The sequence below is a fragment of the Stagnihabitans sp. genome (assembly GCF_964946895.1).
The window spans coordinates 102,064-117,075 of record NZ_CBBQHX010000005.1 but is presented as its reverse complement, the minus strand read 5'-3'; the positions used below and the strand labels follow the sequence as shown (position 1 = coordinate 117,075).

The 15,012-nt window shown below is 64.9% G+C and carries 16 protein-coding genes and 1 pseudogene; 4 read left to right on the top strand and 13 right to left on the bottom strand.

Features of this window, described 5'->3' with window-relative positions:
* Positions 1-213 precede the first annotated feature (213 nt).
* Positions 214-756 (bottom strand): hypothetical protein, encoded by a 543-nt coding sequence (locus AC1Y2B_RS04960; protein ID WP_482251955.1) that lies wholly within the window; start codon positions 754-756, stop codon positions 214-216.
* A complete protein-coding gene (gene tgt, locus AC1Y2B_RS04955; RefSeq protein WP_482251954.1) occupies positions 753-1,883 on the bottom strand; it encodes a tRNA guanosine(34) transglycosylase Tgt in 1,131 nt (376 codons plus the stop codon). The genes AC1Y2B_RS04960 and tgt overlap by 4 nt, the downstream gene beginning before the upstream one ends.
* A gap of 70 nt (positions 1,884-1,953) precedes the next feature.
* On the opposite strand from tgt, the gene AC1Y2B_RS04950 reads away from it, so the two are divergent.
* Positions 1,954-2,559: a TetR/AcrR family transcriptional regulator gene (locus tag AC1Y2B_RS04950; protein ID WP_482251953.1), complete on the top strand. Its 606-nt coding sequence runs from the start codon at positions 1,954-1,956 to the stop codon at positions 2,557-2,559.
* A 453-nt stretch (positions 2,560-3,012) separates the two neighbouring features.
* On the opposite strand, the gene AC1Y2B_RS04945 is transcribed toward AC1Y2B_RS04950, so the two are convergent.
* Genes AC1Y2B_RS04945 through AC1Y2B_RS04935 form a run of 3 tightly spaced genes read right to left on the bottom strand, consistent with a single transcriptional unit; the run spans position 3,013 to position 5,004 of the window.
* Complete coding sequence (locus AC1Y2B_RS04945; protein WP_482251952.1) at positions 3,013-3,780, bottom strand: alpha/beta fold hydrolase; 768 nt, start codon at positions 3,778-3,780, stop codon at positions 3,013-3,015.
* 3 nt (positions 3,781-3,783) lie between these two features.
* Positions 3,784-3,975 carry a 4-oxalocrotonate tautomerase gene (locus tag AC1Y2B_RS04940; RefSeq protein WP_482251951.1) on the bottom strand — a complete coding sequence of 64 codons (192 nt, stop codon included), beginning with the start codon at positions 3,973-3,975 and terminating at the stop codon, positions 3,784-3,786.
* 9 nt (positions 3,976-3,984) lie between these two features.
* Complete coding sequence (locus AC1Y2B_RS04935) at positions 3,985-5,004, bottom strand: LLM class flavin-dependent oxidoreductase (RefSeq protein ID WP_482251950.1); 1,020 nt, start codon at positions 5,002-5,004, stop codon at positions 3,985-3,987.
* 87 nt (positions 5,005-5,091) lie between these two features.
* On the opposite strand from AC1Y2B_RS04935, the gene AC1Y2B_RS04930 reads away from it, so the two are divergent.
* The gene (locus tag AC1Y2B_RS04930) at positions 5,092-5,325 is read left to right on the top strand and encodes a hypothetical protein (RefSeq protein WP_482251949.1); all 234 of its coding nucleotides are present in this window, start codon (positions 5,092-5,094) and stop codon (positions 5,323-5,325) included.
* A 6-nt stretch (positions 5,326-5,331) separates the two neighbouring features.
* On the top strand, positions 5,332-5,970 hold the full coding sequence (locus AC1Y2B_RS04925; protein ID WP_482251948.1) for a DMT family transporter: 639 nt from the start codon (positions 5,332-5,334) through the stop codon (positions 5,968-5,970).
* Here the strand turns inward: AC1Y2B_RS04925 and AC1Y2B_RS04920 are convergent.
* Genes AC1Y2B_RS04920 through AC1Y2B_RS04910 form a run of 3 tightly spaced genes read right to left on the bottom strand, consistent with a single transcriptional unit; the run spans position 5,967 to position 8,283 of the window.
* Entirely contained in the window at positions 5,967-6,869 is a 903-nt protein-coding gene (locus tag AC1Y2B_RS04920; RefSeq protein WP_482251947.1) for a polysaccharide deacetylase family protein, read from the bottom strand. The two genes, AC1Y2B_RS04925 and AC1Y2B_RS04920, sit on opposite strands and share 4 nt — an antisense overlap.
* A 7-nt stretch (positions 6,870-6,876) precedes the next feature.
* Positions 6,877-7,341 (bottom strand): heme-degrading domain-containing protein, encoded by a 465-nt coding sequence (locus tag AC1Y2B_RS04915; RefSeq protein WP_482251946.1) that lies wholly within the window; start codon positions 7,339-7,341, stop codon positions 6,877-6,879.
* A gap of 42 nt (positions 7,342-7,383) precedes the next feature.
* Positions 7,384-8,283, bottom strand: coding sequence for a TolB family protein (locus AC1Y2B_RS04910; RefSeq protein WP_482251945.1), 900 nt, complete (start codon positions 8,281-8,283; stop codon positions 7,384-7,386).
* Between the two features lie 810 nt (positions 8,284-9,093).
* Here AC1Y2B_RS04910 and AC1Y2B_RS04905 point away from each other — a divergent pair.
* On the top strand, positions 9,094-10,089 hold the full coding sequence (locus AC1Y2B_RS04905) for a hypothetical protein (RefSeq protein ID WP_482251944.1): 996 nt from the start codon (positions 9,094-9,096) through the stop codon (positions 10,087-10,089).
* Between the two features lie 69 nt (positions 10,090-10,158).
* Here the strand turns inward: AC1Y2B_RS04905 and msrB are convergent, their stop codons facing one another.
* The 5 genes and pseudogenes from msrB to AC1Y2B_RS04880 all read right to left on the bottom strand — a co-directional run bounded on the left by msrB (position 10,159) and on the right by AC1Y2B_RS04880 (position 14,936).
* On the bottom strand, positions 10,159-10,605 hold the full coding sequence (msrB, locus tag AC1Y2B_RS04900) for a peptide-methionine (R)-S-oxide reductase MsrB (RefSeq protein WP_482251943.1): 447 nt from the start codon (positions 10,603-10,605) through the stop codon (positions 10,159-10,161).
* 297 nt (positions 10,606-10,902) lie between these two features.
* Positions 10,903-12,240: an efflux transporter outer membrane subunit gene (locus AC1Y2B_RS04895; RefSeq protein WP_482251942.1), complete on the bottom strand. Its 1,338-nt coding sequence runs from the start codon at positions 12,238-12,240 to the stop codon at positions 10,903-10,905.
* A 26-nt stretch (positions 12,241-12,266) separates the two neighbouring features.
* Positions 12,267-12,659, bottom strand: a pseudogene (locus tag AC1Y2B_RS04890) (efflux RND transporter permease subunit); the annotation flags it as partial.
* Between the two features lie 26 nt (positions 12,660-12,685).
* A complete protein-coding gene (locus AC1Y2B_RS04885) occupies positions 12,686-13,291 on the bottom strand; it encodes a helix-turn-helix domain-containing protein (RefSeq protein WP_482251941.1) in 606 nt (201 codons plus the stop codon).
* Between the two features lie 202 nt (positions 13,292-13,493).
* A complete protein-coding gene (locus AC1Y2B_RS04880; protein WP_482251940.1) occupies positions 13,494-14,936 on the bottom strand; it encodes a hypothetical protein in 1,443 nt (480 codons plus the stop codon).
* Between the last annotated feature and the right edge of the window lie 76 nt (positions 14,937-15,012).

Sequence of the window (15,012 nt, the reverse complement as noted above, 5' to 3'; positions counted from 1 at the left end):
CCTTTCTGGCAGGAAGGCCGCAGTCCCGAGCGTCGGCAACTTTTGGGGCCTTCCCCTGTTCGTGGGCTATATCTGGTAGTGCCAAGCCCCCGAGTCAACCGGGGGGCCCCATCACAATCACATGCATCATGATGGGCTATTGAAATCGGCGCAAGCGCGCCTGCGGATCAAGGTAAAGCGAAGCAGCGCCCGTCAGCGGTTTGCCGCACAAGCCTATCCCTTGGCCGCGCGCGTCAGGTCAAACACCGCCCGCGCCGCCAGACCATGGCCGCTGCCCCGGATCACCAGAACCACCTGATCCGGCGTCAGACCGATGATCCGGAAGGTCGAGGTCACATCGCTGTCCACCGTGCTGGTGCCCTGCACCTGCGGCAGGCTGGCGGGGTCACATGTCAGCCCGGCCGCCGTCACCTCGGGCGCCAGAAACTCGGCCGCCGCCAGCGGAGATTCGCCGGGCAGCGCATAGTCCTGCACATCGGCCACCGGATCGAACGCGATGGCCGGGAACATGTCATCCACCGCCAGCGTCAGCTTGCCGCCGTCCAGCGTCAGCACGATCTTCTGCACCGTGGCATCGGCGGGCAAGGCCTGCGGCTTGCCATCCTGCACCGCCATCCCGTCGCGGAACACGCCATTCCAGGTGCCCACCAGCGCCTGCGGCACCGCCTTGACCTGATCCGCCGTCAGCCCGCAGTCATCCGCCGCCCAAGCCGCCTGCGCCGTCAGCACACCTGCCAGAAACGCCAGCCTGTTCATCTCGGTTCTATATCCCCCTGCGCCCTCTGCGCATGAAACTCCGCCACAAACGCCGCCAATCTGCCCGCCGCAATCGCATCGCGCAAGCCCTGCATCAGCTCCTGAAAGTAATGCAGATTGTGCCAGGTCATCAGCATGCTGGCGATGATTTCCTCGGCCTTGAACACATGATGCAGATAGGCGCGGCTGTAGTTCCGGCAGCACGGACAGGTGCAAGCCTCGTCAATCGGCCTCGGGTCATCCTGATGCCGGGCGTTCTTGATCGTCACCGGCCCGCGCCGCGTCCAGACCTGCCCGGTGCGGCCAGACCGCGACGGCAGCACACAGTCCATCATGTCGATGCCCCGCTCCACCGCCCCCACGATGTCATCCGGCTTGCCCACCCCCATCAGATACCGCGGCTTGTCCTGCGGCAGCATCCCCGGGGCATAATCCAGAACCGAGAACATCGCCTCCTGCCCCTCGCCCACCGCCAACCCGCCCACCGCATAGCCATCAAAGCCAATCGCCCGCAGCTTTTCCGCACTCTCGCCGCGCAGATCCTGATTGACCCCGCCTTGCTGGATGCCAAACAGCGCATGCCCCGGCCGGTCGCCAAACGCATCGCGCGACCGTTGCGCCCAGCGCATCGACAGCCGCATCGACTTGGCCACCGCCTCATCGGTTGCAGGCAAGGCCGGGCACTCGTCAAAGCACATGACGATATCCGACCCCAGCAGCTTCTGGATCTCCATGCTTCGCTCCGGGCTCAGCATATGCTTGGACCCGTCGATATGGGACGAGAAGCGCACCCCCTCTTCCGACATCTTGCGCAAGGCCGACAGGCTCATCACCTGAAACCCGCCGGAATCGGTCAGGATCGGCCGCTCCCAGTTCATGAACTTGTGCAACCCACCCAGCGCCGCAATCCGCTCCGCCGTGGGCCGCAGCATCAGGTGATAGGTGTTGCCCAGCAGAATGTCCGCCCCGGTGGCCCGGACACTTTCGGGCATCATGGCCTTCACCGTGGCCGCTGTCCCCACCGGCATGAACGCCGGCGTGCGGATCTCGCCCCGCGGGGTCGAGATCACACCGGTCCGCGCCCGTCCGTCCGTCGCGTGGATATCAAATGCAAAGCGTGTCGCCATGGGACCCTCCATCAGCTTGCCCTTCTGCGTCAGACAGGCCAAAAAGCCAAGAGGCCACCCCCGAAGGCAGATGATACACCGCAGCCCCCGCGCCACCAGCCGCCGCCAAGACATCGCCGCAGCCGCCCTCACCTGCCTGCAGCGCGATGGCTACGCCGCCCTCACCGCCCGCAAGATCGCGGCCGAGGCGGGACTGTCGCTCGGCCACATCTCCTATCATTTCGCCACCATGGACGAGGTTCTGTCCGAAGCCTACCGCCTCGCCTCGAACCAACTGCGTCAGGCCGAAGAATCCCTGCTCGCCAGCCTGTCCACCCCGACCGAGCGCCTCAAGGCCTTCCTTGCCGCCGGCTTCACCGCCCAGTTCCTCGCGCCGCCGCACCTGCGCATGCGCATCGACCTGTGGAGCGCCGCCCTCTCCCACCCCGCCATCGCGCAGACCGAGCGCGCCCTCTATGACCGCTACCGGGCCGAACTGATCAGCCATCTTCAGGGCTTGAGCACGCCCGCCACCAGCCCCCGGATCCCCGCCGTCACCGACCTGATCATGGCCACGCTTGACGGCCTCTGGCTCGACTGGATGCGCAGGCGCGATCAGACGGCGGTCGACAACGGCCTCAGCCTCTGCCTCAAACTCGCGCAAAGCGAACTGAGCAGCCCCGGCCAAAATGGCTGACCCTACGGCTGACCCAAGCGCCCCGGCGCAAGCCCACAGTCCCAGTCGCGCCCCCCCCCAGTCCTGCCCCCCCCCCCCCAGTCCCGCCCCCCAAGCCCCGCCCCCCAAGTCCCGCCCCGTCGACACGCCGACACCGCAGCGGCAAAGCCATGCCCGCCCGTTCCCCTGCGCCGTGCCAAATCCCTGCGGCGGGCCCGCGACCCTGCCCGCCTGTCACCCCGTGCCAGCATCCCAGAACGGGCGCTCCCCTCCCCCTTCAGGGGGAGGGAGAGGGAGGGGGCCTCCGTCACAGCCACACCGCCAACCGAGTTCCGAAACCTTGGTTAACGCAGCGCTTCCTCCGCGCGCGTCGTTACAAAAGAACGACAAAAAACTGACGCAGGCACGACGCACAAAAGACCGGCCCGAAGCAAGGCTCCGGGCCGGTTAATCCACCGTTCTCAATGGCTTGGCTCAGGACGCCTGCGCCAAAAGGAAGCGCCGCACATGGGGCAGCACCACCTCCGTCGCCTCAATGAAGATCGCGTGTTTCAGCCCGTCAAGGATCACCAGCTCCGACCCCGGCAGCGCCGCATGGATCAGCGTGTTGAGCCGTGGGTTGCAGCCGCCATCCAGCTCACCGGTGATGATCTGGCAGGGCGCCTTCACCTCGTGCAACCAAGGTGCCATTTCCGTTTCGGCATAGATATCAAAGACATTGAGGAATACGTCCGCCTGTGTGTCCATCACCTGCTTCTTGCGCCATTCGATCACATCGGGCCGCGCGGCACAAAAGGCATCGGTGAACCAGCGCGCCGTCAGGGTGTCCAGCACCGGACCTATCCCCTTGTCTCGCATCAGTTTTACCACGCCCATCACCTTGGCGCTGTCATCTTCCGTCCGAAACGCCGCCGTCGACCACAGCCCCAAAGACAACACCCGCTCGGGATACCGCAGCGCATAGCGCGGCCCGATCATCCCGCCCAGCGAGTGCCCGGCGAAATGCGCCGTCTCCACCCCCAACCGGACGCGCAATTCCTCCAGATCATCGACCAGATCATCCAGCCCAAACCGCCCGTCCGGCAAAGGCGAAAGCCCATGCCCCCGCAAGTCATAGGAAATGCAGGTAAATTTGTCCCGCAGCCCTTCGACCATCCGGTCAAACGTCGCCCGCCGCGCCCCGATCCCATGGATCAGGAACAAGGCAGGCCCCTGCCCCGCCACCGAATACGCGCTGCGCATCGCCTACTCCTTGGGGTCCGAGGCCAACTTGCCCGCCGAGGCCCAGTCGCTTTTCGCGACATCGGCAAAGATGATCGTCACCGACCCCGGCGTACCACCGCAGGTATCGACCCAGGCCTTGGTGACGGCCTCGGCACAGGCGCGCTTCTGGTCATTGGTACGACCTTCGAACATTTCAATCCGGATAACAGGCATTTGGCCTCCTCAGGCTGCTTTGCTGGATTTGCGGAAATGCGGGAAAACCTCTCCCGCAAGCGCGGACATCATGTCCAAAGTCTCATCCTGCGGCTGGCCGAAGATCGAGGTGACAATCACCTCGTCGATCCCCAGATCCGCATAGCCGCCCAGCCGGTCGATCATCTCATCCTTCTGACAAATCAGGATATTCTGACCCAACTCCTCAGCCGTCTGGCTGCGCGGCAAGGGCCGGATGATGCCCTGATCGACAATCCCCGGCCCGCCGAAGACATTGTCGAAGCTGGCGTAGTAGCGATGCGCAAACTCCACCATCCGCCGCCGCTCGGCCTCCGACCTCACCAGAAACACCCCGCGCTGCAAGGACAGCCGGTTGGCATGCCCCCCCGCCGCCTTGCCGCGATGGAAGGCCGAAACCTGCGCTTCCAACTGCCCATGCGCTGCCCCCAAGGGCGTTGTCTGCACATGATAGCCCTTGGCCGCCGCCGCCTCGATCCCGGCAGGCAGCATCACCCCCAGCATCAGCGGAATCGGATCCTCGGGCCGCGGCATGATCGTCAGCGCCTCGAACTTGTAGTGCAGCCCGTCCCAAGACACATCCGCCCGGGTCAGCAAGGCCTCAAGTACTTGTAAAGCCTCTTCAAACCGTGGCTTGGTCTCGCCAAAGGGCACGCCAAGCCGCTCGGTCTCATACCCGAATGCCCCCTTGCCCACCCCCAGCATCAGCCGCCCGTCGCACAAGGCCTGCGCCTGCACCACCTCACCGGCAAAGACCCGCATATCGCGCAAAGGCAACTGACAGACCGAGGTGACCAGCCGTACCCGTTTGGTATGCGCCGCCACCTTCACCGCCATTTGCAACGGAGAGGGGATCAGCAGCACATTGACCAGATGATGCTCTGGCAGCGCCACGCCGTCATAGCCCACGGCCTCTGCATGAACGGCTTGTTCAACCATGTTGCGGTAAAGCTGTTTGCCACCCAAGGCCGGATCCAGCATGTGGCTGGACAGGAAATGCACGAAATCCATGAAAGCCTCCCTCTTTCGGCAAATCTTGTACATCCGTACAATTGCGTCAAGCCTTCCCTTCACCCCCAAGACCTGATTTCTGGCGCCATGACCCACCTGACACAGACTTTCGCCCCCAATCCCCGCCTGGGCCTGGCTTTCACCCTCGCCGGGGCCATGCTTTTCGTGCCGGACGCGCTTCTGGTGCGGCTGATGGCGGCCGACACCATGGACATTGCCGTCTGGCGCGGGCTGATCGGTGGCGTGGTCACGCTGGTCGGCACGGCCCTGTTCGCCCCGCAAGCCTTTCCGACCTGGCGGGAACTGGTGTCCTGGCCCTAGCTGCTCTTGATCGCGTCGCAGGGGCTGGGGTCGTTTCTGTACCTGATGGCGCTTGGTCATACGAGTGTTGCCAACACCATGTTGCTTTACGCCTCCTCGCCCTTCATCGCGGCGCTGATGGCCTTTCTGGCCCTGAACGAGCGGATCCCGCGCATGACGGTCCTGTGCATGGCCGCCGTCTTTGCCGGGGTGCTGATCATCGCCAGCGGATCACTGGGCGGTGGCAGGCTTCTGGGCGATGCGCTGGCCCTGATCAATGCGGCGGCGGCGGCGGGATACTACGTCATCTTGCGCCACACATCGGCCCATAGCCTGATCGTACCGGCGGCTTTGGGCTATTTCACCACCGCTCTTCTGGCCTATCCCTTCGCCCCGCACCACGCCTTCGATGCCACGCAATGGGCCATGGTCAGCCTCAACGGCTCGGTCGTGCTGGCGGCGGGCTGTGCTTTGCAGATGATCGGCCCGCGCCACCTGCCAGCGGCCGAAGTGTCGATGATCACCATGCTGGAGATCGTGGCCTCTCCCTTGCTGGTCTGGGCCGTGGTGGGCGAGGCGCCTGCCCCGCTCAGCCTGTTCGGCGGCGCGGTCATTCTGGCGGCGCTGGTGACACATGGCATCTGGCGCCTGCGGCAAGAGGCCTAGAGGCGTCCGCCGATGCGGGGCGGGAAGACATCCTGCAATCGGACGAAAACCACGCCGCGGGCCTGCAACGCGGCAATCCCGGCCACCACGCCAGCGCCCGCCGCGCGTTTGGGCTGGTTGATGTGCGACAAGATCACATCGCCATCCTGCGCCGCACCGATCACCTTGGCAGCGGCCCGCGCCGACAGACTGGCCCCGGCATCGCCATTCCTTGAAAATCCTGCAATTTCATATCCTTGTCCTGCGATGGACGTCATGGCAGAGGCGTCATAGACCGCTGCCGCCCCGCGAAACCAGTGCGGCGCAGCTCCGCCTGCCGCCACGATCGCCGCCGCCCCGTCCGCCACTTCCGCGTGAACCGCCTCGGGCGATCCGGCGGCCTTCAAGCCATAAACCGCCGTAGGATAGTCGACCGCCGGCACATGGCGCGCGCCGTGATCCTCCAGCTCGAACAGGTCCGGCCGCGCCAGAAGTTCGGCAAACACCGTCGGATTGCGCGCCAGCCACTTGCCGCTGATAAACAGCGTTGCGGGGATGTTGCCCTGTTCCAAGGCATCCAGAATGCGGCGATCCACATGGCCGTCGCAGGCGTCAAAGGTCAACGCCACCCGCGTGATGCCGGGCGGACTGGTGGGAAGCCGCAAGCCGGGCTCGATCAACTTGGGCAGGCTGCCGGCCATGGCGGGACAGGCTGCCACAGCCAAGGCCAAAGCAAGCGTCGCGCCGTGCATCTGGGCCGCCACCTTGCTGCGCCCCAGCAGCCGCCGGACAAATCGGGCGACGCAGCGGACTTCACCCCAACGCCGGTCCCGCTGGTAACCCGGTGTCGCGGCGATGGTCCCGAAAGCCCCTTGCAGCAAGCCCGCCATCGGCATGCGTTTCGCGGTCAACAAGGTCACCTCCGCCTCATGCCTGGCCGATCAGATCGCGCAAGGCGCTGACAACCATCTGGTGGTCCTCCACATCCGGCAACCCGCTGACCGCCACGGCACCAATCAAAGTGCCACCGCGCAACAGCAAGGGCACGCCGCCGCCGCTGGCAATGAACTCGGACGGCGGCAACAGGAAGCGGGCGTTGAAGTCATAGCCGCCCGCCTCGGCCTCCAGCCGCATCGCCAGCGAACTGCGGTGAAAGCGCAGCACCACGGCCCGCTTGCGCGCCATCCAGTCCAGATTGTCCCGCGTCGCGCCCGGCAACAGGGAAACAAACACCAGCGCATCGCCATGGCTGATCGAGATGCCGACCGGGGCCTGCCGGGCAGCGGCACGCGCGTGGATCAGGGTGCCCAAACGCCACGCGGTGTCGTAATCGAAGCGCTCCAGCATCAGGCTGTCTTGTTCTTTTGCAAGGCTTTCAACGGTATAGGCCATAAGGTCTGTCTCTTCTTTCCAGGGGGCGGTCAGGTCTGGGGATTAGTCGATCGGGTAGGCGACATAGGCAAACCGGGCGTTGTCGGGCGACCAGGAGTTGACGTTGATAGTGCCCTGCCCACCGAAAATCCGCGCCGCGACCTTGGCTTGGGCCCAGTTGTCCGCTTCCACCGTCATCACTTCGACCCAAAGATCGGCCGGGTGGCCCACTGTGCCGGGCGGAAAGGCCAGATAGGCGGCCCGGCTGCCATCAGGCGACAGATGCGGGAACCAATCCACCGTGGGCCTGTGGGTCAGACGCTCGACCTGCGCGCCATCGGGCCGCATCCGGGCAATCTGCGCATGGCCCGTGAAGGTTTCGGTGTTGAAGTACAGCCAGGCACCATCCGGGCTATACTCGGGCCCGTCATTGGGCGCGCTGCCTTGGGTGATCACCCGAAAGCCGGTGCCGTCGCTCGACATGGTGCAGATGTCAGCCGAAATGAAGGTGAAGTTGGCCGAAGTGATCTCGGCCCGCACCCCGACGAAGGCCAATTGCCGGCCATCCGGCGAGACGCCGTGCAGGAAGTGCAACAGACCCTCTGGCCCCTCCTTGCCGGAAATCCGCGTGGCCTGACCACCCGCCAAGGGCGCGCGGTACAGGTGCCAATCGTCATAGGCCGACAGGAAGACATGCGTGCCATCCGGGTCCAGCACATGGTCGTTGTTCAGGTTGGGCACGCCCGCGATGACGATCTGCGTCAAGGCAGGTGCCGCCACCGGCAACCGCCACAGCACACCGTCGCCGTTCAAGATCAGCGCCGCCCCGTCCAGCGTCCAGTTCGGCGCCTCCAGCAGCAGGTCACGCGTTTCGAAGATCAGCGTGTTGCTGCCCGTTCGGGCGTCATGCACCCAGACCTGACAGCGCTGATGGGGGCCAAGCGTGCGGGGCGGTACTTTCATGGCGGTGCCTTTCCTTTGGCTGTCTGGCGGCATTATGCCGATCCGTTGCGGAGATGGGGGCCCGGTCTTGTTCACGCTTGGGTCGTCAGGTCTGGCACCACCGGGTTTGCAATCCTGAGGTCCCATCTTGTCTGCCGCTTATGAAGCAGCCAGCCGACCGCTGGCAAGCGGTCTCGGCTGCGGGTCTCTGTGGGCCTGACGATCGGGACCTTTCAGATCCCCCACGGGCTTTTGGACGGCAGGGATCCGACGACGCGGCAGCACAGACGGCCGCCATTCCAAACGGGCGGAAAGCGCCGTCCGTGTCAAGTTCCTTGGCACGGGCTGGCCCTGGCCCAACCTGCCGTGCCGGACCCTGGACGGCTGGCGGCAGCGTCGATGCCATCCAGCGTGGACCCCAGATCCACACGGCGGCTTCGCCCGGCGCTGCCAATCCGCTTGGTCTGACGTCCAGCCCGGACCGGACACCACTTATGCCGATGCCGGGATCAAGCTGTTCGCGTCCCATCCAATGACCCCTGTCGGCAAAAGACAATCCCCGGTGCGCCCTCGGGAAAGTTGTCGCCCTGTCCCGTAGCGTGGCGAAAGGCGCGGCGCCACCCGCAGACGGCGCCATTTGTGCCCTGCGCTTGGGGGCGAACATCCGCACCAAGTCTTGCAGCGCAGCGATTTAACGCCTTCGCGCCCGGCCTCTCGCAAGCCAAGGCTTTGTGAGGCAACGACGCCGTGCTAGATTTGACCTTGGTAACCTGGAACAGGCGGACCGTTTTCCGGTCCCGCCGCTTCACCTGAGGGGGCCGATCCGACGCGATGCTCACCCGTGTGTATTCACGCCGCAGCTTTGGACGCCTTGCCACGCGGCTGGCGGCATCGGTTGCGCTTGGCATCAGCGGGATCGGCACGCCAGGCTCGGCCGGGGCCACCACCGCAAGAGGTCCCCTGCCGACGATGAAAGCCAGCCTGTACCACTTTGCCGCCGCACCGTTTCCCTACAAGGGTATCCGACCCGACACCGGGGCAAAATTCCTTGACGTGTCGCTGAATGGCCGGGCGGGCCATACCGCCCCGCGGGGCGGGGTTTATTTCGAGGATCAGACCTATTCTGACAACCGCGTGCTGGTGGCGTTGCCGGCCGGCTTCGACCTTGGCAAGAAGGCCGCGATCATCGTCTTCTTCCACGGCAATCAATCGACGCTGCAACGGGATGTCATCGCGCGTCAACGGGTGCTGGACCAGTTGCAGGGCTCCAGCCTCAACGCGGCCCTGATCGCCCCGCAGTTTGCCGTCGACGCGCTTGATTCCAGCGCGGGTCAGTTCTGGCAAGAAGGCGCCTTTGCCCGCTTCATGACCGAGGCGCATGTGGCACTTGCCGATCTGATCGGCGCGCACGAGACCAAAGCGCATTTCGCCAGACTGCCGATCATTCTGGTGGCGTTCAGCGGCGGCTACAATCCGGCCGCCTATGCCATCACGCTGGGCGGGGTTGGCAAGCGGCTGATGGGCGTCGTCCTGCTGGACGCGCTTTACGCCGAAACCGATCGCTTCGTGACCTGGATCCGGTCAAGCCGCCGCGCCTTCTTCCTGTCCGCGTTTTCCGAAGCCTCGGAAGCGGAAAACACCCTGCTGGAGCACAAGCTGAAATCCCGCCGGATCGCTTATTCCACCCAGGCCCCCTCGCAGTTGGTGCCGGGATCGGTCAGCTTTCTGGCAACACCGGGCGTCGATCATGACGAATATGTCACCAAAGCCTGGGTCGATGATCCCTTGACCTGGGTCTTTGACCGCATCCCCGGATTGTCGCGCTGATCGGGACCCAGCGCCGCCGTTCTGCGATCCCTGCAGCAGTGCGACCGCCGTCTGTCGGGATCGCGGCAGTCAGATATCCTCCACCTGATCCAGATAGGCCGCGTAGCCCTGATCCTCCATCTCGTCACGCGGAATAAAGCGCAGCGAAGCCGAGTTGATGCAGTAGCGCAGACCGCCCGCCTCTTGCGGACCGTCGTTGAAGACATGGCCGAGGTGACTGTCCCCGTGGGTCGAGCGGACTTCGGTGCGCACCATACCATGCGAGACGTCGCGAAGCTCGTTCACGAACTCTGGCACGATCGGCTTGGTGAAACTGGGCCAACCGCAGCCGGAGTCGAACTTGTCAGACGAGGCGAACAACGGCTCGCCCGACACGATGTCAACATAGATCCCGGGTTCGTCGGTGTGCAAATGCTCGCCCGTGCCCGGACGCTCGGTCGCATTCTCCTGGGTGACGCGAAACTGCATCGGGGTCAGTGCGGCAAGCGCTTCCTTGGTTTTCTTGTACATGTCCATCTTCAACGCCTTTTGTGCGGGATTCTCTCAAGATGGGGGTTCTTGACGGAAAATTCCATTCCGTTGAAGCGAAGATCTTTACCCCGCCTGCGGTAGGTTGCGGGATCGGGACGCTATGGGTGCCCCCTTTCGGCCCTTTGCGTGGTCCTGAAGACCCGGCTTTGCCCTTTTTGTCAGCGCAGCCAGAAAATGCCGACGTTCAGTTGGTTGCACCGCATCGCGGGAAGGCCGGCAAACGCGCGTGCTGGGTTTCATCACGCGGCCCCCTCCGGCCTTCTGCGTCGCGCCGGTGGTGTGTCAGTGTGGTGTGACGCCGTCGGCGGTTGCGATGCTGAGGCGGATGAAATTGAGCGCGCGGGCGCGGTTGGCATCGGCAAGGGCGGCGCGGGCGTCCAGCAGGGTGCGCTCGGCCTCCAGCACGGACAGAAAGTCGCCCTGACCGATCTGGAAGCTGGAGCGCGCAAGATCCAGTGTCTGGACCGAGATGCTCATCAGCCGTTCCTGTGCGGCCATGTTGCGCCCGTCGCGAGAGTAGGCGGCCAGCGCGTTCTGGATCTCTTCGACCGCATTCAAAACGGCGGCTTGCCAGACAAGCGCCGCCTGATTGGCGCGTGATTGGGCAGCGCTGATGGCATTGCGGATCTTGCCGCCGGTGAACAGCGGCAGGTTCAGCGTCGGCCCGAACGACCGGGCGGGGCTGCCCAATCCGCCGCTGCCCCCCGAGGCGGTGATGCTGCCGCCCAGGGTCAGAGATGGGTAAAGGTCAGCCCGCGCCACGCCGATGGCGGCATAGGCAGAGGCCAGATCGCGTTCGGCCACGATGACGTCGGGGCGGTGGCGCAGCACATCGGCCGGAACCCCCACTGCGGCGCGGACATGAGGCACGGGCTGCGCCACTCCCCGACCCAGGCTGGCGGCAAGGCTGGCCGAGGGTTGACCGGTCAGCGTCGCCAGCCGGTTCAGCGCCTGGGCATAGCCCACCTCCAGCGTGGGCAACTGCGCATCAGCGATCGCAATCAGCTGATCGGCGCGCAGGGTGTCCAGCTTGGTGGCCGCTCCGGCTGCAAAGGCGCTTTGCACCAGATCAGCCGTCTTGCGGCGGCTGACCTTGCTGTCCTGTGTCAGGGCGATGCGGCTTTGAAAATAGCGCAGGTCGACATAGGCGCTGGCCACTTCTCCGGCCAAGGCAATCCGTGCCACATCGGCCGAGGCATAGGCCGCATCCAGTTGCGCATGCGAGGCCGACCGGGCCGAGGCGACCCGACCGAACAGGTCGACCATCCAGCTGAGGTTGGTGCCCGCCGCCTCGGCGGTGATGGCGGCGCCACCGCTGGGATCGGTGAAGCCGGCAGTGGCCGACAGGCCAACCTGCGGCAGGCCGATGGCCGCTGCCACCCCGGCATTGGCCCTCGCCTCCTGAATGCGGGCAACCGCCTGCAGCACGGTCAGGTTCTGCGCCAGTCCGGTGGCCTCCAGCTGGGTCAACGCCGGATCACGGAAGGCGGTCCACCACTGCGGGTCGGTGGCTTGGGCCTGCGCGGCCTGCGCGCCATCAAAGGCCGCCGGCGCCACAAGCGGGGGCGTCTGATAGGGCACCGGGGCACAGCCCGCCAGCAGCAGGGCCAGAACAGGCAAGGGTCGTTGCAAACTTGGGAACTGGGTCACGTTTTGAACACTCGATATAGGGCGGGGATGACCAGAGCGGTCAGAAGGGTCGACGACATCAGCCCGAACAACAACGAGATCGCCAGACCCTGACAGATTGGGTCGGACAGGATCACCGCCGCGCCGATCATGGCGGCGACCGCCGTCAAGAGAATCGGCTTGAAGCGGATCGCCCCGGCCTCGATCAGAACGTCGAAGGTGACCCTTCCGTTCCCGCCGGTGCGCATGAAGCCGGCCAAGAGGATCGCGTTGCCCAAGATGATCCCCGCCAAGGCGACAGGCCCGATCATGGCTGCGGCCTAGAAGGGCGCGCCGAACAGCCAGTGGCCTGCCATGATCCCAAGGAAGGTCAGTCGGATCGGCGTCAGGATCACCAAGGGCAGGCGCCACCAAAGCCCCTGCCCCGGCTTGGCGGTCAGTCGACCAAGTCATCCAGCCGAACCACCCGCTCGATGCCAAGGGCGGCATCCGCCTCACAAAGTTCATAGGTCATGTTGACCACCATGCGCGGCCCATAGCCCCGAAAGGTGGCCAGCCAGCGATGGCGAAACGGGCTGTCCATTTCCAGCGACACATGCCGGTCGCTGATCGCCGAGACCATCGCCACCTCACCCCGCCGGATCAGGCGCACAAATTCATCGTCGTGCAACAGCGTGGCGGCCTCTCCGACCAGCCGATCCATCAGCCGCAGACTGGACAGCGCCGCAAAGCGCGGCCAAGCCTGCTGCAACCCGCGCGACGCGTTGAGCAGTTTGACCCCATCCAGATCGTAAGACGCCTGAAGCGTGCCCTGTTGGGCCAAGGCAAATCCGTCGACTTTGCGGCGATCCTCGCTGGACGCGCACATCATGTCCCGCAGCCGCAGCATCAAGGGGCGCGACGGCATGTCCAGACCCGCCTCCCAACGCGAAACAGCGGCTTGGGTCACACCCAGCAGATGGGCCAAGGCGTCCTGCTTCAGGCCGATGGCTTTGCGCCATCCCCGCAACTCTGCCGAAAACGGGTGGGGAGCGGGTGCCATCCTTGAACTCACGATTGCCTTGCGGGCGAACTAAGCTGTTCGGGGCAAAAATGGGACGGGACTTTGGAACAGGGTCACCCAAAGCGAAAGATGACGACCTATCAGAAAGAGTACGGCGGAGGGCGTCAAAGACACCCTCCGCCTGCTTTTGGTCGCGCCGGATCGTCAGATCACTGGATCGTCAGATCACTGGACCGTCAGATCACTGGGCCGTCAGGCGCAGAACCGCGATGTTCTTGGAGCCGTCGGTCGCAGTCGTGGTGCCCGCGACAACCACCAGTTTGTCGCCTTGCAGGGCCACACTGCTGGCCGTGTCATCGCCCGCGCCAAGCGACAGGTTGACGATGCCGTTTTCGGTGCCGTCATCCGCGGTGCCGAAGGTCGCATCCAGCGCGCCATCCGCTGTGTAGCGGGCGACGGCGATGTTGCTGCCAGTGGTGTCCTGATGGTCGCCCACCACAACGATCTTGCCATCAGCCTGAACTGCCAGGCCGTTGGCGAAGTCATTGCCCTTGCCCAGCGAGGTTTGCACAAAGCCGTCCGGGGTGCCGTCATCGCCCTTGCCGAAGCTGGCGTCCGGGGTCCCGTCGGTGCCAAGCCGCGCCAGAACGATGTTGGAAGAGCCATCGGCGCCAACCGTGTCGCCCACGACGTCGATCTTGCCATCGGCTTGCAGCGCCACGCCATGGGCTTCGTCATTGCCAGCACCCAGCGAGATGTTCACGAAGCCATCCGGGCTGTCATCCTTGGCCGTGCCGAAGGTGGCATCGGCCACGCCGGCCGCGTCATAGCGCGCCACAAGGATGTTGGACGAACCGTCCTCGGCCACATGGGTGCCGGCCACGACGATCTTGCCATCGGCTTGCAGAACCACCGAATTGGCCTTGTCGTCGCCCTTGCCCAACGAGGTTTCAACGAACCCGTCCGGGGTGCCGTCATCGCCCTTGCCGAAGCTGGCGTCCGCAGTGCCATCGGCATTCAGCCGCGCCACGACGATATTGGTCGAGCCATCGGCCACAACCGAATCCCCAACCACGACGATCTTGCCATCGGCCTGGATCGCCAGATCGCGGGCTTCTTCATTGCCGTCGCCCAGCGAGATGTTGACGATGCCGTTCGGGGTGCCGTCGTCGGACTTGCCGAAGCTGTCATCCAGCGTGCCGTCGGCATTGACGCGCAGCACGAAGATGTTGGTCGATTTGCCGTCAACGTGGTAGCCTGCGACCAGAACCTTGCCGTCCGCCTGCACCGCCGTGGCCGTGCCGAAATCGTCGCCCTTGCCCAACGAAATGTCGACCACGCCATCCGGGGTGCCGTCATCCTTGCTGGCCCCGAAGCTCGGGTCAAAGGTACCATCGGCCTTGTAGCGCACCAGCACGATGTCATTGCCGGTGTCTGCGGTGCGGTTGCCCACCACCAGAACCGAACCATCCGCGCCAACCGCCAGATCATTGGCCACGTCGTCGCCCTTGCCCAGCGAGGTCGACACGACACCCGCCGGGGTGCCATCATCGGTCGCAGCGCCAAAGGTCGTGTCCAGCACGCCGGCACTGTCTGCCGCCCAGGCGGACCCGGCGAGCAGGGCAAGCGTGGCAACCGCTGTCAGGCCAAGCGCCATTCCGGAGCGTTTTGCAGGTTTTGTCATCTGAAGTCCTTGAATTGATGGAGCATCGCGTGGCCGCCGAACATGCTGAAGCCGCCCAGACCCATAGGGTTCGGAA